The sequence below is a fragment of the Variovorax sp. FG153 genome (genome assembly GCF_057809595.1).
The window spans coordinates 20343-44008 of the sequence record NZ_JBMDKG010000051.1 but is presented as its reverse complement, the minus strand read 5'-3'; the positions used below and the strand labels follow the sequence as shown (position 1 = coordinate 44008).

Below are 23666 nucleotides of genomic sequence, written 5' to 3'. Positions count from 1 at the left end.
GCGGAAGTCGCTTGGATCTTCCTTCCGCGTTCGGCTGTCCGTTTTCAGTTGGCGAACGCGGCGATGCCGGTGATGGCACGGCCCAGGATCAGCGCATGGATGTCGTGCGTGCCTTCGTAGGTGTTCACGACCTCGAGGTTCACGAGGTGGCGCGCCACGCCGAACTCGTCGCTGATGCCGTTGCCGCCCATCATGTCGCGCGCCAGGCGGGCGATGTCGAGGGCCTTGCCGCAGTTGTTGCGCTTCATGATCGAGGTGATCTCGACCGCGGCCGTGCCTTCATCCTTCATGCGGCCCAGGCGCAGGCTGCCCAGCAGGCCCAGCGAGATCTCGGTCTGCATGTCGGCCAGCTTCTTCTGGATCAGCTGGTTGGCGGCCAGCGGGCGGCCGAACTGCTTGCGGTCCAGCGTGTACTGGCGCGCGCGGTGCCAGCAGTCCTCGGCGGCGCCGAGCGCGCCCCACGAGATGCCGTAGCGGGCGCTGTTGAGGCAGGTGAACGGACCCTTGAGGCCCTGCACCTCGGGGAAGGCGTTCTCCTCGGGGCAGAACACGTTGTCCATCACGATCTCGCCGGTGATGCTGGCGCGCAGGCCGACCTTGCCGTGGATCGCCGGGGCGCTCAGGCCCTTCATGCCCTTCTCGAGCACGAAGCCGCGGATCGGGCCGACGGCGCCGCTCTCGCTGACTTCCTTGGCCCAGACCACGAACACGTCGGCGATCGGCGAATTGCTGATCCACATCTTGCTGCCGGTGAGCGCGTAGCCGCCCGGCACCTTCTTGGCGCGCGTGGCCATGCTGCCGGGGTCGGAACCATGGTCGGGCTCGGTCAGGCCGAAGCAGCCGATCCATTCGCCGGTGGCGAGCTTGGGCAGGAACTTCTGCTTCTGGCCCTCGGAGCCGAATTCGAAGATCGGCACCATCACGAGCGAGCTCTGCACGCTGGCCATCGAGCGATAGCCCGAATCGACGCGCTCGACCTCGCGCGCGATCAGGCCATAGGCCACGTAGTTGAGGCCGGGGCCGCCGTACTGCTCGGGGATCGTCGGGCCCAGCAGGCCCAGCGAACCCATCTCGCGGAAGATCGCCGGGTCGGTCTCGCCGGTGCGGAAGCCCTCGAGCACGCGCGGTGCCAGGCGCTCCTGGCAGTAGGCATTGGCCGCGTCGCGGATCATGCGCTCGTCGTCGGTGAGCTGCTGGTCGAGCAGGAAGGGGTCGTCCCAGTGGAAGGAAGCTTTGGCGGCCATGCGGCTGTCTCCGGAAAAGGGGAAAAGAGGGGGATCGGCCGATCCTAGCGAGGCAGAGGGCGCGGCGCAAACGATGAATCCTCACCCAGATATGCGGATCCAGAATGTCTTGGGCGTTGCCGGAACCGTGCTTTCATTGATGAAAGCCCTTCGCCAGTCATACACTCGCGGCATACATGCGCCGCAAGATCCCGCCCCTGCAGACCCTCGTGTGCTTCGACGCGGCCGCGCGCCACGAGAGCTACACGCGCGCCGCGCAGGAACTCGCGCTCACCCAGAGCGCGGTGTCGCGCCAGATCGGCACGCTCGAGGCCTTCCTCGGCGTGGCGCTGTTCCGCCGCACGCGCCACGGCGTGGCGCTGACCGCGAGCGGCGCGGCCTATGCGCGGCAGACCGCCAAGCGGCTCGAGGCGATGGAGCGCGACACGCTCGACGCGATGGCGCACCAGGGCGAGGGCGGCTCGCTGTCGCTGGCGGCCGTGCCCACCTTCGCCACGCGCTGGCTGATGCCGCGGCTCAAGGGCTTCGCGGCGCTGCAGCCCGACGTGGTGGTGCACATCGAGACGCGCACCCGGCCCTTCCTGTTCGCCGACGCGGAGTTCGACGCCGCGCTCTACGCGGGCACGGTGGCGCAGGTGCAGAACTGGGCCGGCACGCACGCGCTGCCGCTGATGCAGGAGGACGTGGTGCCGGTCTGCAGCCCCGCGCTGCTGCCGCGCGGCAAGCCGGTCTCGCCCACGGCCATCGCGCACATGCCGCTGCTGCAGCAGAGCACGCGGCCCGACGGCTGGCGCCAGTGGTTCGATGCGCAGCAGGTCGACGCGCCCAACGCGCGCGGCGGCCCGCGCTACGAGCTGTTCTCGATATTGGCCGCGGCCGCCTCGCAGGGCCTGGGCGTGGCGCTGATGCCGACCATGCTGGTGGCCGACGAACTCGCGCGCGGCGAGCTGGTGGTGGCCTGCCCGCGGCCGCTCGCGGGCGAGCGCGCCTACTACCTCGTGACGCCCGAGCGCGCCGACCAGCGGCCGCTCTTGAAGTTCTTCAGCGACTGGCTGCTCGAACAGGCCCGCCAGGGTTGAAGCCGATGCCGCGCGACAGCCGCTCCGAATACGAATGGCGCATGCACAAGGTGGTGACGCACATCGACGACCACCTCGAGCGCCCGCTCGACCTCGCGGAGCTGGCCGACGTCGCGCATTTCTCGGCCTTCCATTTCCACCGGCTGTTCGCGGCCTGGGCCGGCGAGACGCTCGGTGACTACGTGCGCCGGCGCCGGCTCGAGGTCGCCGCGCTGCGGCTCGCGACGCAGCCGCGGCTGTCGGTGCTCGAGGCCGCGGTGTCGGTCGGCTTCGGCTCGGGCGAGGCCTTCTCGCGCGCCTTCCGCGCCCGCTTCGGCAGCGCGCCCAGCAGCTGGCGCGCGGCCCACGACTGGTCGCTGCTGCCCGAGGCGAACAGCAATCCCGATCAGATCGAACGGCACGGCTTCACGAAGAATGGGCCCGGTCCGCGCCGCGATCCCGACGGCGCTGCTTCCCCGGAGCCCCCCATGAACGTCGAACTGATCATCCGCCCGCCCGTCACCATCGCCTACCTGCGCTACGTGGGCCCCTTCGGCGCGCCCGTGGGCGCGTTCTGGGGCGAGCAGGTGGCGCCCTGGATCACCCGGCACCGGCTGTGGTCGGGCGCGCGCTACGGCATCAGCCACGATGACCCGAGCATCACGCCGCCCGAGCAGTCGCGCTACGACGCCTGCGTGGAAGTGCCCGAAGACTTCGTGCCCGACGGCGGCTTCCAGAAAACGGTGCTGCCGGGCGGGCGCTATGCGGCGCTGCGCTTCCACGGCCTGCCGGCCGAGATCAACACGGCCTGGACCCGCCTCTTGCGCGACTGGCTGCCGGGCAGCGGCTTCCAGTTCGACAACCGGCCGGCCTTCGAGCACTACGCGGCGAGCTACGCCTACGACGACAACACGCACGCCTTCGAGTGCGACATCTGCATTCCGATCGCGCCGCTCTGAGGCATTCCCGATCCGGAATCACCGCACGGCTGTCTTCGGTCGTCGGGCGCGGGGTGGCTTGAACGGCCCCGTGACTTTCTCGAGCCACGGATCGCAGACCGCCCGAAGCTCGGGGTCCACGTCGAATTGAGTGTCACGCGCATCGAACAACACCGTTTTCTTAGCCTGGGCCCGCACCAGCGCGAAGGCGTTCTTTTCCGAGCGGCTGTTGTCGAACATCAGCGTCATGTTCGCGATCTGCGTCGCGTGCCCGACCGCCGCCTGCGTGCGTGGAAAACGCTCGATCAACTTCTTGCGCTCCACATCGTGGCCGCCTTGCTGCTTGCGCGTGCTCACGCGAAAGACGGACATGTCGACCGAGACCAGTCCGACGAAGAGCAGCACGACGAAATAGCCCGCCTCCTGCATGGCACGGATGTCGTCCGCCTTCGACTCGTGACTGCCGCCGGGCAGCGGCTTCCAGTGGGAGAAGACCGTCTCGAACGCGAAGGGCATGCGCTGGTCCATCACCAGGCTCTTGAAGGCGCGCACGCCTTTCTGGGACAGCGCCTGCCACCGCTCGTCATCGTCGCGCAGGCGTTCGGCCCACGCCGGGATGCGCCCCGTGAGCGGGTCGGCATCCGGCAGGATGGACATCATCATGCGGTCGGCGTTGACCAGCGGCATGCGCAGCGATTCCGCGAGGCGCGAATACCAGAGTGTCGATTTGCCGGACCCGTTGTGGCCAGCCAGCACGAACGCCACCGGACGCGGCCCCTGCGTCTGCGCCAGCAGCTTCTCGAGCCGGGGTGGGCGGCGACTCACGCCTTGCTGGCGCGGAACCTGCCATCGACCATGCGGCCGATGACCTTGGTGCCATCGGCCGCCTCGCGCACGACCTTGCTCAGGTCCTGGGGGTAGGCGGAATAGGCGTAGACCTTGGCCGCGTTCGGCCCGCGAAAGACTTCCGACCGATCGATGCCGGGCTTGCCGAGTGCGCGAGCCGCCTTCTTCAACAGCACCGTGGTCTTGTCTTCGGGACGAACGACCGGACGCGGCGACTTGCCGACCTTGACCAATGCCATGCCGCGTCCCAGCGCGGCAACGGAACGCCCCTGCACCAATTGCCCGGCCGGGTTCTCGTGTGGAGTGGGTTTTTCGCGCGCCATGGCCGGATGATCGCTCAAAAGGCCGGATGACTGCCGCAAGGAAGCGGCAAAACCGTGCCGAAAGCCGCGTCCGGAAACGGCGAGCCCGAAGCCTCCGCCCGGGCCACACTCGCCCCATGCCCTCCCCCGCTTCCGTGATCGATGCGCTCGACTGGCCCCGCATCGAAGCCGACCTCGCCGCGCGCGGCTGCGCCACCACCGGCCGCCTGCTCGGTCCGCGCCAATGCGCGACGCTGGCCGCGATGTACGACGAACCGCAACATTTCCGCAGCCGCGTCGTGATGCAGCGCCATGGCTTCGGCCAGGGCGAATACCAGTACCTCGCCTATCCGCTGCCCGAACCGGTCGCGGCATGGCGCGCCGCGCTCTACGAACGGCTCGCGCCGCTGGCCAATGCCTGGGCCCAGGCGATGGGCCTGCCGGCCGACTATCCCGCCGCGCACGCGGACTATCTCGCGCGCTGCCACGCGGCCGGGCAGCAGCGGCCGACACCCCTGCTGCTGCGCTACGGCGAGGACGACTACAACTGCCTGCACCAGGATCTGTACGGCGAACTGCAGTTCCCGCTGCAGCTCACGGTGCTCCTGAGCCGGCCCGGCGAGGACTTCACGGGCGGCGAGTTCGTGCTGACCGAGCAGCGCCCGCGCATGCAGTCGCGCGCCGAGGTGGTGCCGCTGGCGCAGGGCGAGGCGGTGATCTTCGCGGTCAACCAGCGGCCCGTGGCGGGCACGCGCGGCAGCTACCGCGTGACGATGCGCCATGGCGTGAGCCGCGTGCGCTCGGGCCGGCGCCAGACGCTGGGGCTGATCTTCCACGACGCCCAATAGGCGCGCGCCAAGGCCGAATCTCCGACTGTCCCGGCACAGCTTTCGCCCACTTCGAGGGAGTGGAGCGAGAATCCGCCCCGCATCCGGCACTCGCCAGCATTTCCGACGCACTGATCGGACAGCGAGACCGCCGGCTGCCGATCCGCGGCCCTTCGGCCCCGGATGCGCGTGGGCAGACAGGGAGCAGTATGAACAGATATCCGTCCGGCGTGCCGGACCCGGCCGCGCGGCCGTCTTCCGAAGCGGCCGCTTCTGTCACACGGCCATCGGATCTCGGTCCCGCCTCGAACCCGGCGCCCTCGCGGCGCCGTACCCGTCACTTCCGGGTCGACGTGGGCACCATCGTGAGCGTGGTCGCGCTCACGCAATCGCTGCTGCTGGTCGCGCTCGGCTATTGGGGCTCGCAGCGGCTGGTCTCGCGCATCGGGATATCGGCCCACAAGTCGAACCACGACCGCACCGAGGACAAGGTCAATGCCTTCCTCGCCAAAGCCGAGTCGGTGGTCGGCGCCATCGCGGGCACGCCGAGCCTGCGGCCCGCGGGCGACCGCAGCGAATGGACGGCCGAGATGCTGTGGACCATGCTGCAGCAGTCGCCCGAGCTCGACAGCCTCTATGTCGCCAACGACGAGGGCCGGATGCTGATGGCGCTGCGCTATCCCGCGCCCGCGGTCCGCTACATCGAGGCCGGGCAGCAGGGCACCACCGAGACCTGGCAGTACAAGCGGCCGCTGGCGGCCGAGGCCGACTTCCAGCAGCGCTACGAGACGATCCGCCTCGAGGCCTTCCAGAGCGGCTACGACCCGCGCACCCGCAGCTGGTTCATCGAGGCGCGCACGGCCAGGGGCCCGGTGTGGACCCAGCCCTACGTGTTCGCGGCCGCTCAGGAGCTGGGCGTGACCTACGCGCTGCCGAGCCAGCGCCGCTACGCCGACGGCAAGCCGCAGGCGCTGGTGGTGGCCGGCGACGTGTCGCTGGGCCGGCTCTCGGATTTCGTGCGGCAGTTCAGCAGCAGCGGCTTCGGCGGCAGCGCGCTGCTCACGCGCGACTATCGCGTGCTCGCGCGCAGCGACATGCCCGGCGTGCAGCACCGGCTCGAAGCCAGCACGGGCGTGCTCGACGAACTGCATCGCCACATGGTGAACGACGGCACGGCGGGCAGTCAGGTCGACACCGCGTTCTCTTTCAGCTACCAGGGGCAGCGCTTCCTGGTGCAAACCTCGCGCATCCAGGCCACCGGCTGGGAGCTGGTGAGCTGGGTGCCCGAGGACGTGCTGCTCGGCAGCCTGCGCCGCGCGGTGCTGTGGTCGATGCTGCTGGTGCTGGGCTTCCTCGCGGTGGCGCTCGCGATCTCGCTGCGGCTGTCGAAGCTGGTGACGGCGCCGGTCGAGAACCTGTCGCGCATCGCGCGCCGCATCGGCATGCTCGAGCTCGACAGCCTGCCGCGCGAGCCGAGCCGGGTGCTCGAGATCCAGCACCTGGACCAGGCGCTCGACGAGTCGGCGCGCAGCCTCAAGGCCTTCAGCAAGTTCGTGCCGGTGGACGTGATCAACCAGCTCATCGCGCAGGGCCATGCGCTCGCACCCAACGGCTCGCCGCGCCGCGTGACCGTGATGTTCACCGACGTGGAGGGCTTCACGAGCATCTCCGAGTCGATGCCGCCGGCCGTGCTGGTGGGCCAGCTCACCGACTACTTCAACCTCGCGGCGCGCGTGTTCGCGCGCCATGGCGGCGTGATCGACAAGTTCATCGGCGACGGGATCATGGTGCTGTGGGGCGCGCCCGCCGACCTGCCCGATGCCGAGTACAAGGCCTGCCTCGCGGCGCTCGAGCTGCAGGCCGAGATGCGCGCGCTCAACCGCCAGTGGCACAGCCAGGCGCTGCCCGAGTTCCGCACCCGCGTGGGCATCCACACGGGCATGGTGATCGCGGGCGTGCTGGGCTCGAACGACCGGCTGTCGTACACGGCCTTCGGCGACGTGATCAACGTGGCGAGCCGCATCGAGGGCATCAACAAGCAGCTCGGCACGCAGCTGCTGGTGTCGGAAGTGACCCATGCCGGGCTCAAGGGCCGGCTCGCGACGCGCCGCGTGGAAGAGCAGGTGGAGCTGCGCGGCCGGCAGACGAAGATGGTGCTCTACGAGCTGCTCGCTTGACGAGGTGTGAATCAACCTGCTGCGCGCCCCGATCTCGCACCTGCGGTCCTCACCGTACAAGGTACGGCTCCGGTCCTCGGCGCGACCTCGGGGCGCTCGCTACGGTTTCTTCACACCTCGTGAGGCTCAGCGCGGCGGCGGCGCGGGCGTGACGCGCACCAGCACCAGGTCCGCGCGCGTGCCCTGGCCCTGCGTGAGCACGCTGTACTGCGTGTCGTTGATGAACAGCAGCTGTTCGCCGCGCACGATGCGCGCCGCCACGGCGTAGCGCATGCGCGGATCGATGCGGGCCGCGTCGACCTGCAGCGTGTAGGCGAACGGCGGCTGGCGACCGTCGGCGCGGATGCGCTGCTCGGCCAGCACGACCGAGGGCGCGTCCATGCGCGAGACGTCGAGCAGCTGCACGCGCACCTCGGCGGCGGGATCGAGCGCGATGCGCTCGCGGTAGCTCACGGTGCCGCTCACGACGAGCGGCGCGACCGCGGGTGCGGGAGTGGAGGAGGTGGCGCAGGCGCTCAGCAGCGTGGCGCCGGCCACGCCGCCGGCGATCGCGAGAAGGAATACGTTGCGTCTGGAAAGCATCGCGCCATCATACGGACGCGCGCTGCGCCGCGAAGGCCACGTACCAGTCGAGGCTGCCGGGGTTGGCCATCGCCTCGCGGTTCACCACCTTCTCGATCGGCTGGCCCAGCAGCAGCTTCTTGATCGGCAGCTCCTGCTTCTTGCCCGAGAGCGTGCGCGGGATCTCGGCCACCTGGAAGATGTCGTTGGGCACGAAGCGCGGCGACAGCGAGGTCTTGATCGCATGGTTGAGCCGCGCGCGCACCGCATCGTCGAGCGCGACGCCGGGGCGCAGCACCACGAACAGCGGCATGTAGCTCTCGCGGCCCAGGTACTCGAGGTCGACCACCATCGAGTCGAGCACCTCGGGCAGGCCCTCGACCGCGCTGTAGATCTCGCTGGTGCCCATGCGCAGGCCCTGGCGGTTGATGGTGGCGTCGCTGCGGCCGTAGATGATGCAGCCGCCGTCGCTGCCGATCCGGATCCAGTCGCCGTGGCGCCAGACGCCGGGGTAGGTGTCGAAGTAGCTCGAGACGTAGCGCGCATTGCCCTCGTCACCCCAGAAGTAGAGCGGCATCGACGGGATGGGCTGGGTGCAGACCAGCTCGCCGACCTCGCCGATCACCGGCTGGCCCTGCTCGTTCCAGGCCTCGACCGCATGGCCGAGCTCGCGGCACTGCATCTGGCCCGGCACCTCGGGCAGCTCGCGGTGGCCGCCGACGAAGGCGCCGCAGAAATCGGTGCCGCCCGAGATGTTGCACCACCACACGTCCTTCGAGCCCGCCTCGCGCAACTGCCGCGTGCCCCAGCGTTGCACCTCCTCGGGCAGCGGCGAGCCGGTGCTGCCGAGCGCGCGCACGCGCGAGAGATCGCCGCAGTCCTTCGCGACCAGCCCGGCCTTCATGCAGTTGCTGAAGTAGGCCGCGCCCGCGCCGAAGAAGGTGACCTGGTGCCGCGCGACGAAGCGCCACAGCACGCCCCAGTCGGGCTTCTCCTTGCTGCCGGCCGGGTTGCCGTCGTAGATGCAGATGGTGGCGCCGAAGGCCAGGCCCGAGAGCTGCGAGTTCCACATCACCCAGCCGGTGGAGCTGTACCAGTGGTAGCGCTCGCCGAAGTTGTTGGCGCCGTAGCTCGCGCCCACGTCGTTGTGCAGGCCGCAGGCATGCATGGTGAGGATGATGCCGCCCTGGCCGTGCACGATGGGCTTGGGCAGGCCGGTGGTGCCGCTCGAGTAGACGATCCAGATCGGATGGTCGAAGGGCAGCCACTCGGGTTCGAAGGCGGCGACCTCGGCGTCGTCGCGCGCGGTGGCCCGGGCCCAGTCGACGTCGTGCGCCACCTGGCCCGTGGCATGGGGCGAGGGCACGAGCAGCAGCCGGCGCACGCTCGGCAGCTGGCCGCGCAGTTCCTGCAGCACGGCGCTGCGGTCGAGCGGCTTGCCGCCGTAGTGCACGCCGTCGACCGCGATCAGCAGGGTGGGTTCGATCTGGCGGAAGCGGTCGGCCACGGCGGCCGTGCCCATGTCGGGCGCGCACACGCTCCAGATCGCGCCGATGCTCGAGCAGGCCAGGAAGGCCACCATGGTCTCGGGCACGTTGGGCATGTAGGCCGCGACGCGGTCGCCGCGCTTCACGCCGAGCGATTTCAGCGTGAGCGCGACCGACGCGACCTGGCGCCGCATCTCGGGCCACGACAGCTCGCGCACCTCGCCGCGCTCGTTGTCGCTGACGATCGCGGGCATGCCGGCCGCGTGGGCCGCGTCGACATGACGCAACACCTCGCGCGCATAGTTGACCTGGGCGCCGGGAAACCAGCGCGCGAGCGGCATGCGCGATTCGGCGAGCACGGCCGTGTGCGGCGTGGGCGATTCGATGCGGGCGTAGTCCCAGATGCTCTGCCAGAAGGCATCGAGCTCGGTGACGGACCAGCGCCACAGGGCGTCGTAGTGGTCGAAAGCGAGGCCGCGCGTGTCGCGCAGCCAGTCTTGGTAGAGGCGGATCTGGGGAATGTTGGGAGCGGGCATGGACCGAGCGTAGCGCCGTGACGGAGTGCGCTCAAGGGGGGTTGACCTCAGGGTTTGTACGTGTGTTCAACATTTTTGTACAAGCGTTCAATACACCTCCATGAGCACCCGCACACCCACCGCCAAGCGCCGCGCCGCGCGTCCGAGCGCATCGTCCGCCGCCGCTGTCGCCATCGAGACGGCGCGGCCCGATCGCAAGCAGGCGATCCTGCTGGCGGCCGAGAAGCTGTTCGCGCAGCACGGCTACCACGCGGTGACGATCCGCCAGATCGCCGAGGAGGCCGGCGTGCCGCTGGCGCTGGTGGGCTATTACCACGGCCAGAAGCACGAGCTGTTCCACGCCATCTTCGAGCACTGGGCCCACTCGATCGAGGCGCGGCTCGCGGGGCTGGCGGCGGTGAACCTCGACCCCGACGACGCGCGCACGCTGCCGCGCATCATCGAGGCCTTCATCGCACCGGTGCTGGCGCTGCGCGCGAGCTCCGAGGGCGAGTACTACGCGCTGCTGGTGGCGCGCGAACTCGCCAACACCACCGAAGAGGCCGACCGCGTGCTGCGCGCCTACTTCGATCCGCTGGCCGAGGCCTTCATCGATGCGCTGCACCTCGTGCTGCCGCATGCCACGCGCGGCGAGGTCGCCTGGGGCTACCAGTTCGCGCTCGGCGCGCTCATGAACCATCTGAACAGCAGCCGCATCGCGCGCCTGTCGCGCGGCGAGAACACGCCCGGCGATCCGGCCATGGCGCCGATGCTCGTGAACTTCATCGTCGGCGGCCTGCGCCATGCGCTGCCACGGCCGAAGAGCGCCAAGTCACCCCAGAAGAAAGCACCCCTCAGGAGAGAAAAACCATGATGAAGAGACGCACCCTGCTGTCGGCCCTGGCCGCGGCATCGACGGCCGCGGCACTGCCCGCGCGCGCTCAGCCCCAGCCGAAGATCGTGTTCGGCTACACGGCCGTGACCGATTTCGGCTCGGTGTTCGTGGCGGCCGACGAGGGCTTCTTCAGGAAGCGCAACCTCGAGGTCGAGCTCAAGTTCATCCCGCTCAACTCCACCATTCCCGCGGCGCTGCAGTCCGACTCGCTGCAGATCGGCGGCCCCACGCCCTCGGTGTTCCTGCAGGCGGTCGACGGCGGCCTCGACCTGGTGCTGGTGGCCGGCGGCGGCCTCACCTCGAAGACCCTCACGAGCACGGGCCTGGTGGCGCGCGCGGGCAGCGGCATCAAGAGCGCGCAGGACTGCGTGGGCAAGAAGATCGGCGTGCCGGGCCTGGGCGCGTTCCTGCACGTGACCTTCCGCGCCTGGCTCAAGGACAGCGGCGTCGACCACCGCAAGGTCAACTTCGTCGAGGCCGCCTTCCCGCAGCATGCCGACCTGCTGCGCGGCGGCTCGGTCGATGCCGTCGTGTCGACCGATCCGTTCATGACCCGCATCACCGAGAGCGGCGCGGGCTACGTGGCCTCGTACTACTCGACCTTCCTGCCCGACAACAACCAGACCATCGTGCACGCGGCCAAGCGCGAATGGGTGGCGAAGAACCCGGGCGCGGCACGCGCCTTCCGCGAGGCGCTGGTCGAAGCCGCGGCCTTCATGCAGCAGCCGAGGAACGATGCGAAGGTGCGCGCCTCGATCGGCAAGTACACCCGGCTGCCGGCCGACGTGCTCGCGAAGATCCAGGTCTCGCCGCCGGGCCCGGTGGTGAGCGAGAAGCAGCTCGCCTACTGGAGCGGGCTGATGAAGGACCAGGGCATGCTGCGCTCGGACATCGACGTGGCGAAGCTGTTGGCGCCATGATCGCGACGCCCCTTCCAAACCCGGCGCGCAGCGCGCTGCCGTCGGGCGCCGCGCTGCCGGGCAGCGGCCCCGCGCGGCACGCCGCGCCCTTCCTGCGCTTCGACGGCGTGACCATCCGCCTCGGTGGCCGCGAGATCCTCTCGCCCACCTCCTTCGACGTGGCGCGCGGCGAGTTCGTCTGCATCGTCGGCCCGAGCGGCTGCGGCAAGACCACGCTGCTGCGCGCGGCCAGCGGGCTGGTCGCGGCCAGCGCGGGCGAGGTGCGGCGCAACGGCGTGAAGATGCTCGAGCCCTCGCGCGAAGTGGCCTTCGTGTTCCAGGACTACGGCCGCGCGCTGCTGCCCTGGCGCACGGTCGAGGGCAACGTGAGCCTCGCGCTCGAGGCCGGCGGCGTGCCCGCGGCCGAGCGCGCGCCGCGCATCGCCGACGTGCTCGCCAAGGTCGGGCTCGCGAAGCATGCCCACAAGTTTCCGGTGCAGCTCTCGGGCGGCATGCAGCAGCGCGCGCAGATCGCGCGCTGCCTCGCGCAGAAGCCCGAGCTGATGATGATGGACGAGCCCTTCGGCGCGCTCGACGCGCTGACGCGCCAGAGCCTGCAGGACGAGCTCGCGCGGCTGGTGCGCGAGGACGGCCTCACGGTGCTGTTCGTCACGCACGACCTCGAGGAGGCGATCTACCTCGGTGACCGCGTGATCGCGCTGCAGGCCAACCCCGGTCCCGGGCGGCCCAGCCTCGCGCGCATGATCGACGTGAAGATCCCGCGCCCGCGCGACCAGCTCACGACCAAGGAGCATCCCGACTACCTGCGGCTGCGGCGCGAGCTGTTCGCCTTCATCGAGCACGGCCATGACTGAGAACCGGCTCGTGCGCGGGCTGCGGCCCTGGGTGTTTCCGGCGCTGCTGATCGGTGCCTTCGAGTGGTACGCGCGCCGCGCGGCGGCGCTGGGCAGCGATGCGCTGGCGCCGCCGAGCGCCGCGGCCAGGGCCTTCGCCGGCGCCGCGCTCGACGGCTCGCTGTGGCAGGCCACCGGCTTCACGCTCGGCACCGCCGCGCTGGGCCTGCTGCTGGGCGCGGTGCTCGGCATCGCGCTGGGGCTGGTGCTCGGGCTGTCGCGCCGCGCGGCCCGGCTCGGCTCGGTCACGATCGAGGTGCTGCGCCCCGTGCCCTCGGTCGCGCTGATCCCGCTCGCGATGCTGGGCTTCGGCTTCGGCGTGCGCATGGAGCTCGCGATCGTCGCCTTCGCCACCTTCTGGCCGCTGCTGGTGCTGGTGCAGGCGGCGGTGCAGCAGGTCGAGCCGCGGCTGCTCGAGGTCAGCCGCGTGCTGGGCCTGTCGGCGCGCGAGCGGGCCTTCAAGATCGTGCTGCCGGCCATCGTGCCGCGCCTGTTCGTCGCGCTGCGGCTCGGCGTGGCGGTGGCGCTGGTGGTGGCCGTGACGGTGGAGATCGCGGCCAATCCCAACGGCATGGGCTACGCGATGATGATCGCGCAGCAGAGCTTCGACCCCGCGCTGATGCTGGCCTGGCTGGGCTGGATCGGCGTGGTGGGCTTCGCAATCAACGCGGCCATGCTGTGGCTGCAGCGCGGCGTGTCGCGCCGCATGGGAGCCGCGCCATGAACGGCCACGACGAACGCCAGGGCCTGGAGCGGCTCGGCGCGCTCGGCGTGCTGCTGGCGCTGGTCGCGCTGTGGTGGGTCGCGAGCAACGCGGGCTGGGTCAGCCGCGTGTTCCTGCCGACCCCGCAAGCCACCTTCGCGAGCCTGCGCGAAGGACTGAACCTGTCGGGCGAAGGCGGCGGCGAGCTGCTCGCCTTCACCGGCGCGACGGTGGGCCGCATGGTGCAGGGCTGGCTGCTCGCCTCGCTGGCCGGCGTGCTGCTCGGCGCGGCCATCGGCGTCTCGCCCGCGGTGCGTGCCTGGGTCCAGCCCACGCTGGAGTTCGTGCGCCCGCTGCCGGCCTCGGCGCTGCTGCCGCTGGCGATCTCGATCTTCGGGCTCAACCCCGGCATGGTGCTGTTCGTGGTCGCCTTCGGCGCGATGTGGCCGGTGCTGCTGGCCACGGTGCACGGCTTCGCGGCCGTGGAGCCGCGCCTGGCCGAGGTGGCGCGCTGCCTGCAGATGTCGCGCGCGGCCTATGTCTGGAAGATGGGCCTGCCCAACGCGATGCCCGACATCCTGGCCGGCATGCGGCTCGCGCTGACCATCGCGCTGATCGTCGCGGTGGTGGGCGAAATGATCGCCTCGCAGAGCGGCCTGGGCCAGGCCATCCTGCTGGCCGCGCGCGCCTTCCGCGCCAGCGAGCTGTTCGCCGGCATCGTGCTGCTCGGGCTCATCGGCTTCGCGAGCAATGCGCTGCTGGCCCAGGCCGAACGGCGCCTGCTGCGCTGGCAGCAGCCCTGATTCCTCCCTTCTTCTCTTTTCCCTCCGCTCGAACGAACACCCCACAAGGAGCCCACCCATGCCACGCAAACTGGTCGACCTCTCGATCTTCCTGGAGAACGACGTGCTCTCCGACCCGCCGGCCTTCGCGCCGAAGATCCAGTACTTCACGCACGACAACACCTACGAGCAGATCGAGCCCTTCTTCCCCGGCCTCAAGAAGGAAGACCTGCCCGACGGCGAAGGCTGGGCGGTGGAGATGGTGCAGCTGTCCACGCACAACGGCACCCACCTCGACGCGCCCTACCACTTCCATTCGACCATGGACAAGGCGCTCGGCGAGAAGAAGCCCGCGATCGCGATCCACGACGTGCCGCTCGACTGGTGCTTCCAGCCCGGCGTGAAGCTCGACTTCCGCCATTTCGCCGACGGCTACGTGGTGCGCGCGGCCGACGTCGAGGCCGAGCTCAAGCGCATCGGCCACACGCTCAAGCCGCTGGAGATCGTCGTGATCAACACGCGCGCCGGCTCGCGCTACGGCAACCCCGACTACGTCTCGGCCGGCGCCGGCATGGGCTACGAGGCGACGATGTACCTGCTCGAGCGCGGCGTGCGCCTCACGGGCACCGATGCCTGGAGCTGGGACGCGCCCTTCGTCCACACCGCGAAGAAGTACGGCGAGACGCAGGACGCCTCGCTGATCTGGGAAGGCCACAAGGCCGGCCGCGACATCGGCTACTGCCACATCGAGAAGCTGCACAACCTCGAGGCGCTGCCGCCCACGGGCTTCTTCATCAGCTGCTTTCCGCACAAGATCCGCGGCGCCTCGGCCGGCTGGACGCGCGCGGTCGCGATCTTCGACGACGCATTGATGGCCTCGGTCTAAGGATTTTTCTTTCATGCACACGCTCAACCACACGCACGACGTCCACGCCCGCAGCTGGGTCGAATCGGCCAACCCCACGGCCACGACCGGCAGCGACTTCCCGATCCAGAACCTGCCGCATGCGGTGTTTCGCCGCGCCGGCGGCAGCGAGGCCTTTCGCGGCGGCGTCGCGATCGGCGACCAGGTGCTCGACCTGGCCGCGCTGGTGCATGCGCGGCAGCTCGACGGCCTCGCGCTCGAGGCCGCCACGGCGGCCGCGCAGCCCGCGCTCAACGACTTCTTCGCGCTCGGCCCCGCCGCCTGGCGGACGCTGCGCCATGCGCTGTTCGCGCTGCTGAAGAACGATGCGCCGGTCGCGGCGGTGCAGGCCGTGCGCGCCTGCCTGGTGCCGCAGGCCGAGGCCGAGTACGCGATCCCCGCGCGCATCGGCGACTACACCGACTTCTACACCTCGATCGACCATGCGCTCAACATCACGCGCCTCTTGAACCCCGGCGGCGACGTGACCTCGAACTTCCGCTGGATCCCGATCGCCTACCACGGGCGCGTGTCGACCATCGGCGTGAGCGGCCAGCAGTTCCGCCGGCCCATGGGTCAGGCGATGGCGCCGGGCGCGAAGGCGCCCACCTACCAGGCCTGCGCGCGGCTCGACTACGAGCTCGAGCTCGGCGTCTGGATCGGCACCGGCAACGCGCACGGCGAGGCCATTGCGCTCGAGCATGCGGAGCAACACATCTTCGGCATCTGCCTGCTCAACGACTGGTCGGCGCGCGACATCCAGTTCTGGGAGATGGCGCCGCTCGGTCCCTTCCTCGCGAAGAACTTCGCGACCACGATCTCGCCGTGGATCGTGACCATGGAAGCGCTCGCCCCCTACCGCCAGCCCTGGACGCGCGCGGCCACCGATCCGCAGCCGCTGGCCTATCTCGAGGACGCGGCCAACCGCGAGGCCGGCGCGATCGACATCCGGCTCGAGGTCTGGCTCGAGAGCGAGAAGGCGCGCGCCGAGAAGCGCGGGCCGTCGCGCCTGTCGTCCACCAGCTTCCGCCACCAGTACTGGAGCGTGGCGCAGATGGTGGCGCACCACACGGTGGGTGGCTGCCAGCTCAACCCCGGCGACCTGTTCGGCAGCGGCACCATCTCGGGCCCCGGCGAGGGCGAGGCCGGCGCCATCATCGAACTCGCGCGCGGCGGCCAGACGCCCGTGGCGCTGGGCGACAGCGGCGAGCAGCGCAGCTTCATCGAGGACGGCGACGCCGTGCTGCTGCGCGGCTGGTGCGAGAAGCCCGGCCACGCGCGCATCGGCTTCGGCGAGAGCCGCGGCACGGTGCTGCCGGCGCGCGGCTGAGACCCCGGACCTTTCTCAGTCGACGAAGATCAGCGAGCGGTGCAGCGAGGCTCCGGCCCGCACGCCATCGGCCGAGGCCAGCGTGGCGTTCTGCATCGCGAGCGCCGCGTCGCCGGCCGCGAACACGCCGGGCACCGAGCTCGTCTTCATCATCGGATCGGTGCGCACCACGAGGCCCAGCGGTCCCTCGTCGAAGGCGCAACCGAGTTGCGCGGCCAGCGTGCTGCCCTGGCGCTGGGCCGGCGCCACGAACAGTGCGTCGAGCGGCAAGCGGCGCCCGTCGTCGAAGCGCACCGCCTCGAGCGCGTTCGCGGGGCCTTCGAGCGCGACCACGCGGCCCGGGTCGATCGCGATGCCGCGCGCATCGAGCTGCGCGCGCGTTTTGGCATCGAGCGGCGGCATGCCGTGCGTGAACAGCGTCAGCGGCCCCCAGTCTGCCACCAGCATCGCCTGGTGCACCGACAGCTCGCCGCTGCCGAGCACGCCGAGGCGGCGGTCGATGAACTCGTAGCCATGGCAGTAGGGGCAGTGCAGCACGCTGGCACCCCAGCGCGGCGCGAGGCCCTCGATGCCCTCGGGCAGCAGGTCGTGCACGCCCGTGGCCAGCAGCAGCCGGCGCGTCACCAGGGTCTGGCCCGAAGCCAGCGTGACGGCGAAGCGGGTGTCGCCCTCTTCGGCCGGCAGCACGCGCGCCGTCTGTGCCGCGTCGGCGACGAAATCGACAGAGGGATAGGCCAGCAGTTGCGCGCGCGCCTGGTCGCGCAATGCCAGCGGCGCCGCGCCGTCGTGGCCGAAGAAGCCGTGCGAGGCCTCGGCGAAGCGGTTGCGCGGCTGGCCCGCGTCGACCACGCAGATGCGCCGGCGTGCGCGCGCGAGCTGCATCGCGGCCGAGAGGCCCGCGAAGCTGCCGCCGACGATCAATGCGTCGTAGGGGAGGGAAGAACTCGTGGAATCAGGCATGGGCAATGTCCTTGGCAGTGAAGCCGCCTTCGTGCATGCGGCGGTGGAAATCCTTCGAGAGATCGGCCAGCGTGATGCGACCCAGGCGCGCGAGCAGCAGCGCCTCGGCCTCGCGGCAGGCGCCGTCGAGGGCGGTGTTGACCGCCTGCTCGACGATGCAGCCCGGGCTCTCGGTGCGGTTGCCGAAGGCCAGCAGCGCGGGCGCGCCCACGGCCGCGTGGATGTCGGCCAGCGTCACCTTCGACAGCGGGCACGACAGCACCCAGCCGCCGCCATGGCCCTTGGCCGAGCTCACGAAGCCAGCCTGCCGCAGCCCGGCCATGAGCCGGCGCACCACCACCGGATTGGTGTGCATCGCCTGCGCGAGCGACTCGGAGGTCGCGGGCTCGTCCATCTCGGCCATGTGCAGCAGCACGTGCAGGATGGCGGAAAGCTTGCTGTCTCGTTTCATGCAACATTATGAGTTGCTTGAAATGAAAAGCGCGGCGGAGCCCGGCCAATGCCCCTTCGCGGGAAACGGTTGGGTTGCGTCGACCCGCGGCTCAGGACACCGGATGCCACGCAAGCGCCGCGGCGTAGCCCGCGGGCGCGTCGAGCCGGATCGCGCGCACCGCCCGCCAGGCCGGCACGCGCATGACGATGTCGATCGCCGCGCCGGCACCGGCCGCGATGTCGAGCGACTGCAGGTGCTCGGCGATGCCGACGCCGATCGCCTTGAGCACCGCCTCCTTGCCGGTCCAGCGCAGGTAGAAGGCCGCGAGCCGGTCGTCGGCCGCGCGCAGCGCGGCGCGCTCGGCGGGCGTGAACACGAGTTCGCCCAGGCCTTCGATGTCGATGTCCTCGCTGCGGTGCTCGATGTCCACGCCGACCTCGAGCCCCATGGCGCGATCGGCCAGCGCGATCAGCGCCTGCGTGCCCGAATGCGCGACGTTGAAGCGCGGCGCCCCGCGCACGAACGGCTTGCCCTGCGGGCCCGCCTCGAAGCGCAGCCCGAGCGGATCGCGACCCATGCGCTCGGCCAGCAGGCCGCGCAGCGCCGAGCGCGCGGCCGCGAAGCGCACGCGATCGGCGCGCTGTACGAAACGCTGCAGCCGCGCGTCCTCCTCGCTCGACAGCGCGGCGCGCAGCGCGGTGGGTTCGGTGGCCAGGTCCAGCTCGAGGCGGAACAGCTCGATGCCGGCCGGCAGGGAGTCATCGGCCCGGGGAAGGATGCGCATGCGGCATTGTCTTGCACGCGCTGCTATCGTCCGGCCCGCGGCGCCCCACCTTCGCCGCGCCCGCATGCCTCTTTCCGATCCCGCCCCCCTGCTGCTCGATGCCGCCCTGCGCGGCGTGCTGATGGCCCTGCTGCTCGTGCTGGCGCTGGTGCTCGGCCGCGACCGGCCGCGGCTGCCGGCGGCGCGCGTCGGGGTGGCCCTGGCGCTGGGCCTCGCGCTGCAGGTGGCGGGCTCGACGCCCTCCTTCGAGGCCTGGGCGCCACGGCTGTGGCAGGCGCCGCTGGTGGCGGTGGCGGCAGGCAATGCGGTGCTGTTCTGGGTGTTCGCGCGGGCCCTGTTCGACGACGACTTCGCACCACGACCGCGGCACGCCGTGGCCTGGGCCGCGGTGGCGCTGCTCGCGGGCGCCAACTGCGCCGTGTTGATCGGAAGCGGCCTGGCGATCGCACCCCTCGCGCTGGGCCTGCAGCGCGCGGCGCCGCTGGTGTTCGCGCTGCTGGCCATGGCCGCGGCGGCCGCGCGCTGGCGCGTCGACCTGGTGGAGCGGCGGCGCCGGCTGCGCGCCTTCATCGTGGGGGCCGGCGCGCTCTACAGCATCGCCATGATCGGCGCGCGCTGGCAGTCGCCGCGCTGGCAGCTCGGCGGGGCAATGGCAACGCTGGACGTGGCGCTGCTGCTGGCGATCGTGGCGGTGGTCGCCTGGCGGATGCTGCGGCTCGCGGGGTCGGACCTGTTCCCGGCGGCGGCGCCGAGGCCGGCGCTGCCAGAGGCGGTGCTGGCGCCGGTGCCCGACATCGCGCCGGCGCCGACGGTCGAGCCTCCTCCGCTCGCTCGCCCCGAACCCGCGCCCGCCCCTCCGGCACCGCCCGAGCCGGCGCCGGACGTCGATCCCGCCGAGGACCGCCTCGCCGACGCCCTGCACCGCCTCATGACGGCCGAACGCGCCTACCGCGACGAGAACCTGGGCATCGCCCAGCTCGCCGCGCGGCTCGCGGTGCCCGAGTACCGGCTGCGCAGGCTCATCAACCAGCGGCTCGGCCACCGCAACTTCAACGCCTACATCAACGGCTTCCGCCTGCAAGAAGCACTGGCGGCGCTGGCCGATCCGGCCAGGCGCGAGCGGCCGGTGCTGAGCATCGCGCTCGAGGCCGGCTTCCAGTCGATCGGCCCGTTCAACCGCGCCTTCAAGGCCGCCACCGGGCTCACGCCGACCGAATTCCGGCGCCAGAAGCTGGCCGATTCCTGAAATCGCCGGGCCCGAAGCCGCCCTTGCGGTTTTCGGCGAGACGCGGCCCGGGCGGCGCCGGCATCGTGCCGGCTTCGTTCCATCACCAGGAGTTGTCTTGCTTCACCGTTGCTCATTGCTCGGCCGGATCGCCGGCATGCTGGCGCTCTTCGCCTTCCTCACTGGCCTGGCCCAGGCCGCCACGCTGGGCCTGGGCCAGCTTCCCGCCACCCCCACCGATGGCCCCGTCACGCTGTTCTATCCCGCCGAGTCGCCGCCGCAGCGCGTGCAGCGCGGCCCCTTCGCCTTCGACGCCGCCTCCGGCGCGGCGCCCGTGCGCGGCAATGGCCGGCTGGTCGTGGTGTCGCACGGCTCGGGCGGGGCGCCGTGGGTGCACGTGGACCAGGCGCGCAGCCTGGTCGCGGCCGGCTTCGTGGTCGCGATGCCCGAGCACCGCGCCGACAACGCGCGCGACGGCAGCGACCCCGGCCCCGACAGCTGGACGCAGCGGCCGGCCGAGGTCTCGCGCGCGATCGACGCCGTGGGCCGCGACCCGCGCTTCGCGCCGCTGCTGCGGCTCGACCGGGTCGGCCTCTACGGCATCTCGGCCGGCGGGCACACGGCGCTGAGCCTCGCGGGCGGCCGCTGGTCGCCGGCGGCGTTCGCGCGCCATTGCGACGCCCACCTGGACGAGGATTTCCAGTTCTGCGTCGGCCTGATCACGCGGCTCACGGGCGGCCCGCTCGACGGCCTCAAGCGCTGGGGCGCGCGCACGGTGATCCGCCACCGCTTCGCGGCCGACACGCGGCTGCGCGAGGACCACGACCCGCGCATCGCCGCCGCGGTGGCCGGCGTGCCGGGCGCGGCCGATTTCGACCTGGCCTCGCTCGCGACGCCGCGCATCCCGCTGGCGCTGATCGGTGCCCGGCAGGACCGCTGGCTGATCCCGCGCTTTCACGGCGACGCCGTGCTGGCGGCCTGCCGGCCGCGCTGCGAACTGCTGGCCGACCTGGCGCTCGGCGGCCACGGCTCGCTGCTGTCGCCCCAGCCGCCGGCGCTCGACGGGCTGATCGGCGACCTGTTGAACGACCCGCCGGGCTTCGACCGGGCAGCGGTGCGCGCTGCAGAAACCGCGACAACCTCCTTCTTCAGCCGCCATCTCCTGCCTTGATGCCGTCATTTCCGCTTCGAACGCGCTAACGCACGAGCTCCAGATTCCGCCGACGGACAGCTCCCACAGCCAGGCGCGGCCCCGGCGCTCACGGCCCCCACCCCGCCCTTCCCTATGTTTCATTCCGAGCCGGCACCCTGCCGGCTCTGTGTTTTCAGCGATCCCCGTATCACTCGAAAAGGAAGGAATCCCAGCCATGAAACAACAACACCATCGCATCGTCTTCGGCGCCCTGCTTGCGGGGCTGCTGGCCACCGCGGGCATCCAGGCCGGCGCACAGGTCTCCACCCCGAACGTCGGGGTGGGCGTGGGCGTGAACGCCGGAGTGGGCGCCTCGGGCGGCGGCAGCGCGGGCGGCGCACAGGCCGGCGCGCGCGGCGATGCTGCGGCGCAGACCCGCGCCAATGCCGGCGGCACCGGCGTGAATGCCGGCACGAACGCCGGCGGTAGCGCGGCCGCGGCGAGCCATGCGAACGGCCATGGCGCGGGTGCGGCCGGCAACGCCGGCGCGGGCGGCAATGCCTCGGGCAACGCGAACGGCGGCGGCCTCGGCAATGCCGTGGGCGGCGTGCTCGGCGGCGCGACCGGCGCGACCGGCGCGGTGGGCAATGTCGGCAACACGGTCGGCGGCGCCACGGGGGCCGTGAACGGTGCCACCAATGCGGTCGGCGGCGTGGCGGGCACGGCCAATGGCGCGACCGGAGCGCTCGGCGGTGCGACCAGCACCGTGGGCGGCGCGGTGAATGGCGTCACCGGCGCGGCCGGCTCGGCAGGCGGCGCGCTGAAGCCGATCGGCACCGGGGCCGGCGCGGCCGGCCAGGCCGGTGGCAGCGGTGGCGTGAAGCTGGGCAAGTAAGCACGCCCGCCCGGTGCAACAAGGCCCGTGGCCCTTCGAGGCCGCGGGCCTTTTTCGTGTGCTCAGGCGGAAGCGTCTTCGCGCAGCCTGAACAGGCTCGTCACTTCCACATCGAGCACCATCAGCTCCCGCTGGTTGAACAGCCGCCAGCGCCAGCGCAGGATGCCCAGCGTGGGCTTGCTCTCGGAACGGCGCACCTCGATCACGTCGGCCACCAGCCGCAGCGCGTCGCCGGGGCGCACGGGGTTCGGCCAGCGTACGTGCTCGAGGCCCGGCGAGGCGAAGGATTCGGAACCCGCGAGCGCGGCCTCGACCACCAGCCGCATCGCGATCGCGCAGGTATGCCAGCCGCTCGCGATCAGGCCGCCGAAGGGGCTCTCGCGCGAGGCCTCGGCGTCGGTGTGGAACCACTGCGGGTCGTAGCTGCGGGCGAAGCCGACCAGCTCCTCCTCGCTGAGCAGGTAGGGGCCGGCCTCGATGACCTGGCCGGCATGGAAATCGGCGAACTTCATCGGCGCAGCCTGCCCGGCACCCGAGTGAGGGTCAGTAGGTCTCGAGATGCAGCCGGCCTTCGCGCTTGAGCGCGGCGCCCACGGTGTCCCAGTCCAGGCCCGCCTCCTTCGCCACGTCGCGCAGCGCGAGCACCACGCCCTCCTCCATGCTCTTGAGGCCGCAGACGTAGAAGTGGCTGGCGCCGTCCTTGAGCAGCGCGGCGAGGTCGGCCGCGCGCTCGCGCATCAGGTCCTGCACGTAGCGCTTGGGGCTTCCCGGCGTGCGCGAGAACGCGAGGTTGATGTCGATGAAATCCTTGGGCAGCGACTGCAGCGGGCCGAAGTACGGCAGCTCCTGCTGCGTGCGCGCGCCGAAGAACAGCATGAGCTTGCCGCCCTCGAACTTGCCGCTCTTGCGCAGCCGGCGACGCCACTCGGTCATGGCGCGCATCGGCGCGCTGCCGGTGCCGGTGCAGATCATCACGATGTGCGACTTCGGATGGTTCGGCATCAGGAACGAGGCGCCGAACGGGCCGACCACCTGCACGGTGTCGCCGACCTTGAGGTCGCAGACATAGTTCGAGGCGATGCCGCGCACCGGGTTGCCCTGGTGGTCCTCGGTCACGCGCTTCACGGTGAGCGAGACGTTGTTGTAGCCGGGCCGCTCGCCGTTGCGCGGGCTGGCCACCGAGTACTGGCGCGCATGGTGGCGCTTGCCGATGGCGTCGACGCCGGGCGGCACGATGCCGATCGACTGGCCCTCGAGCACCGGGAACGGGATGGCACCGAAGTCCAGCACGATGTGGTGGGTCTCGCTGTCGAAGCCGGCCTCGGTGCAGTTGAAGTTGCCCACCACGGTGGCGGTGGTCGGTGTCTTCGGCGGGAACAGGTTGGTGTAGGCATGCGCGGCCGACCAGGGCGGCACGGTGGCGCCGTACTGGGCCGAGTGGAAGACCGGCTCGGCCGCTTCCGCGCTCGCCTGCACCAGTGCCGGCTCGGCCACCTCCGCGGCATCGGCCGCGTCGGCCGTCACGCCCGCGGCCTCGAGCTCCTCGGGCGTGAGTTCGGCCGGCAGCGATTCCCAGCCGAGCTGCTCCTCGATCGAATAGGCGCGCACCACGGGCATGGTGCGCCAGTTGTCGATCGAGCCCGTGGGGCACGGCGAGATGCAGGCCATGCAGCCGTTGCAGACGTCGGCGCGCACGACGTAGTTGTTGTCGTCGTGCGTGATCGCGTTGACGGGGCAGGTGGCCTCGCAGGTGTTGCAGCGGATGCAGATCTCGGGGTCGATCAGGTGCTGCTTGATGACCCCGGCTTCAACGGCCATGTCCATGTTGTTCTCCATCCCCTCGCCGTGGGGACGA

The 23666-nt window shown here is 71.1% G+C and carries 24 protein-coding genes; 14 read left to right on the top strand and 10 right to left on the bottom strand.

Annotated elements, in window-relative coordinates; genetic code table 11:
• Positions 1 to 44: 44 nt before the first annotated feature.
• Positions 45 to 1244 (bottom strand): acyl-CoA dehydrogenase, encoded by a 1200-nt coding sequence (locus ACODT0_RS35205; protein WP_296732768.1) that lies wholly within the window; start codon positions 1242 to 1244, stop codon positions 45 to 47.
• A gap of 176 nt (positions 1245 to 1420) precedes the next feature.
• Between ACODT0_RS35205 and ACODT0_RS35200 the strand changes: the two genes are divergently transcribed.
• Positions 1421 to 2323, top strand: coding sequence for a LysR substrate-binding domain-containing protein (locus tag ACODT0_RS35200; protein WP_057592353.1), 903 nt, complete (start codon positions 1421 to 1423; stop codon positions 2321 to 2323).
• Positions 2324 to 2328: 5 nt separating this feature from the next.
• On the top strand, positions 2329 to 3261 hold the full coding sequence (locus ACODT0_RS35195; protein WP_208507556.1) for an AraC family transcriptional regulator: 933 nt from the start codon (positions 2329 to 2331) through the stop codon (positions 3259 to 3261).
• An 18-nt stretch (positions 3262 to 3279) separates the two neighbouring features.
• Here the strand turns inward: ACODT0_RS35195 and ACODT0_RS35190 are convergent, their stop codons facing one another.
• Together ACODT0_RS35190 and ACODT0_RS35185 are read right to left on the bottom strand one after the other, a co-directional pair.
• Positions 3280 to 4065 carry a zeta toxin family protein gene (locus tag ACODT0_RS35190; protein WP_489043363.1) on the bottom strand — a complete coding sequence of 262 codons (786 nt, stop codon included), beginning with the start codon at positions 4063 to 4065 and terminating at the stop codon, positions 3280 to 3282.
• Positions 4062 to 4409 carry a hypothetical protein gene (locus ACODT0_RS35185; protein WP_412179374.1) on the bottom strand — a complete coding sequence of 116 codons (348 nt, stop codon included), beginning with the start codon at positions 4407 to 4409 and terminating at the stop codon, positions 4062 to 4064. The genes ACODT0_RS35190 and ACODT0_RS35185 overlap by 4 nt, the downstream gene beginning before the upstream one ends.
• Positions 4410 to 4525: 116 nt before the next feature.
• On the opposite strand from ACODT0_RS35185, the gene ACODT0_RS35180 reads away from it, so the two are divergent.
• Positions 4526 to 5236 (top strand): 2OG-Fe(II) oxygenase, encoded by a 711-nt coding sequence (locus tag ACODT0_RS35180; protein ID WP_057592350.1) that lies wholly within the window; start codon positions 4526 to 4528, stop codon positions 5234 to 5236.
• A gap of 188 nt (positions 5237 to 5424) precedes the next feature.
• A complete protein-coding gene (locus ACODT0_RS35175) occupies positions 5425 to 7392 on the top strand; it encodes an adenylate/guanylate cyclase domain-containing protein (protein WP_489043362.1) in 1968 nt (655 codons plus the stop codon).
• Positions 7393 to 7518: 126 nt separating this feature from the next.
• On the opposite strand, the gene ACODT0_RS35170 is transcribed toward ACODT0_RS35175, so the two are convergent.
• The gene (locus ACODT0_RS35170; RefSeq protein WP_489043361.1) at positions 7519 to 7974 is read right to left on the bottom strand and encodes a YbaY family lipoprotein; all 456 of its coding nucleotides are present in this window, start codon (positions 7972 to 7974) and stop codon (positions 7519 to 7521) included.
• Between the two features lie 7 nt (positions 7975 to 7981).
• Positions 7982 to 9976: an acetoacetate--CoA ligase gene (locus tag ACODT0_RS35165; RefSeq protein WP_296738557.1), complete on the bottom strand. Its 1995-nt coding sequence runs from the start codon at positions 9974 to 9976 to the stop codon at positions 7982 to 7984.
• A gap of 100 nt (positions 9977 to 10076) precedes the next feature.
• Between ACODT0_RS35165 and ACODT0_RS35160 the strand changes: the two genes are divergently transcribed.
• From ACODT0_RS35160 to fahA, 7 genes are read left to right on the top strand one after another with little or no spacing between them, the layout of a single operon-like run.
• Positions 10077 to 10829: a TetR/AcrR family transcriptional regulator gene (locus ACODT0_RS35160; RefSeq protein WP_057592346.1), complete on the top strand. Its 753-nt coding sequence runs from the start codon at positions 10077 to 10079 to the stop codon at positions 10827 to 10829.
• Positions 10826 to 11770 carry an ABC transporter substrate-binding protein gene (locus ACODT0_RS35155; RefSeq protein WP_057592345.1) on the top strand — a complete coding sequence of 315 codons (945 nt, stop codon included), beginning with the start codon at positions 10826 to 10828 and terminating at the stop codon, positions 11768 to 11770. The genes ACODT0_RS35160 and ACODT0_RS35155 overlap by 4 nt, the downstream gene beginning before the upstream one ends.
• The gene (locus ACODT0_RS35150) at positions 11767 to 12624 is read left to right on the top strand and encodes an ABC transporter ATP-binding protein (protein ID WP_261212241.1); all 858 of its coding nucleotides are present in this window, start codon (positions 11767 to 11769) and stop codon (positions 12622 to 12624) included. The genes ACODT0_RS35155 and ACODT0_RS35150 overlap by 4 nt, the downstream gene beginning before the upstream one ends.
• A complete protein-coding gene (locus tag ACODT0_RS35145; protein WP_057592343.1) occupies positions 12617 to 13387 on the top strand; it encodes an ABC transporter permease in 771 nt (256 codons plus the stop codon). Before ACODT0_RS35150 ends, ACODT0_RS35145 begins: the two co-directional genes overlap by 8 nt.
• Positions 13384 to 14169 carry an ABC transporter permease gene (locus ACODT0_RS35140; protein WP_489043360.1) on the top strand — a complete coding sequence of 262 codons (786 nt, stop codon included), beginning with the start codon at positions 13384 to 13386 and terminating at the stop codon, positions 14167 to 14169. Before ACODT0_RS35145 ends, ACODT0_RS35140 begins: the two co-directional genes overlap by 4 nt.
• Before the next feature lie 58 nt (positions 14170 to 14227).
• Positions 14228 to 15034, top strand: coding sequence for a cyclase family protein (locus tag ACODT0_RS35135; RefSeq protein WP_489043359.1), 807 nt, complete (start codon positions 14228 to 14230; stop codon positions 15032 to 15034).
• Between the two features lie 13 nt (positions 15035 to 15047).
• On the top strand, positions 15048 to 16382 hold the full coding sequence (fahA, locus tag ACODT0_RS35130; RefSeq protein ID WP_489043358.1) for a fumarylacetoacetase: 1335 nt from the start codon (positions 15048 to 15050) through the stop codon (positions 16380 to 16382).
• A gap of 15 nt (positions 16383 to 16397) precedes the next feature.
• Here fahA and ACODT0_RS35125 read toward each other — a convergent pair whose 3' ends face one another.
• The 3 genes from ACODT0_RS35125 to ACODT0_RS35115 all read right to left on the bottom strand — a co-directional run bounded on the left by ACODT0_RS35125 (position 16398) and on the right by ACODT0_RS35115 (position 18559).
• Positions 16398 to 17342: an NAD(P)/FAD-dependent oxidoreductase gene (locus ACODT0_RS35125; RefSeq protein WP_489043357.1), complete on the bottom strand. Its 945-nt coding sequence runs from the start codon at positions 17340 to 17342 to the stop codon at positions 16398 to 16400.
• Entirely contained in the window at positions 17335 to 17793 is a 459-nt protein-coding gene (locus ACODT0_RS35120) for an Rrf2 family transcriptional regulator (RefSeq protein WP_093343749.1), read from the bottom strand. The genes ACODT0_RS35125 and ACODT0_RS35120 overlap by 8 nt, the downstream gene beginning before the upstream one ends.
• Positions 17794 to 17884: 91 nt before the next feature.
• Positions 17885 to 18559, bottom strand: coding sequence for a 4'-phosphopantetheinyl transferase family protein (locus ACODT0_RS35115; protein ID WP_489043356.1), 675 nt, complete (start codon positions 18557 to 18559; stop codon positions 17885 to 17887).
• A 64-nt stretch (positions 18560 to 18623) separates the two neighbouring features.
• On the opposite strand from ACODT0_RS35115, the gene ACODT0_RS35110 reads away from it, so the two are divergent.
• The 3 genes from ACODT0_RS35110 to ACODT0_RS35100 all read left to right on the top strand — a co-directional run bounded on the left by ACODT0_RS35110 (position 18624) and on the right by ACODT0_RS35100 (position 21811).
• Positions 18624 to 19805 (top strand): AraC family transcriptional regulator, encoded by a 1182-nt coding sequence (locus ACODT0_RS35110; RefSeq protein ID WP_479671233.1) that lies wholly within the window; start codon positions 18624 to 18626, stop codon positions 19803 to 19805.
• 136 nt (positions 19806 to 19941) lie between these two features.
• Positions 19942 to 20955, top strand: coding sequence for an alpha/beta hydrolase family protein (locus tag ACODT0_RS35105; protein WP_413761891.1), 1014 nt, complete (start codon positions 19942 to 19944; stop codon positions 20953 to 20955).
• A 196-nt stretch (positions 20956 to 21151) separates the two neighbouring features.
• Complete coding sequence (locus tag ACODT0_RS35100; protein WP_489043355.1) at positions 21152 to 21811, top strand: hypothetical protein; 660 nt, start codon at positions 21152 to 21154, stop codon at positions 21809 to 21811.
• A 62-nt stretch (positions 21812 to 21873) separates the two neighbouring features.
• On the opposite strand, the gene ACODT0_RS35095 is transcribed toward ACODT0_RS35100, so the two are convergent.
• Positions 21874 to 22323: a MaoC family dehydratase gene (locus ACODT0_RS35095; RefSeq protein WP_489043354.1), complete on the bottom strand. Its 450-nt coding sequence runs from the start codon at positions 22321 to 22323 to the stop codon at positions 21874 to 21876.
• Positions 22324 to 22354: 31 nt separating this feature from the next.
• Entirely contained in the window at positions 22355 to 23635 is a 1281-nt protein-coding gene (boxA, locus tag ACODT0_RS35090) for a benzoyl-CoA 2,3-epoxidase subunit BoxA (RefSeq protein WP_489043353.1), read from the bottom strand.
• Positions 23636 to 23666 lie beyond the last annotated feature (31 nt).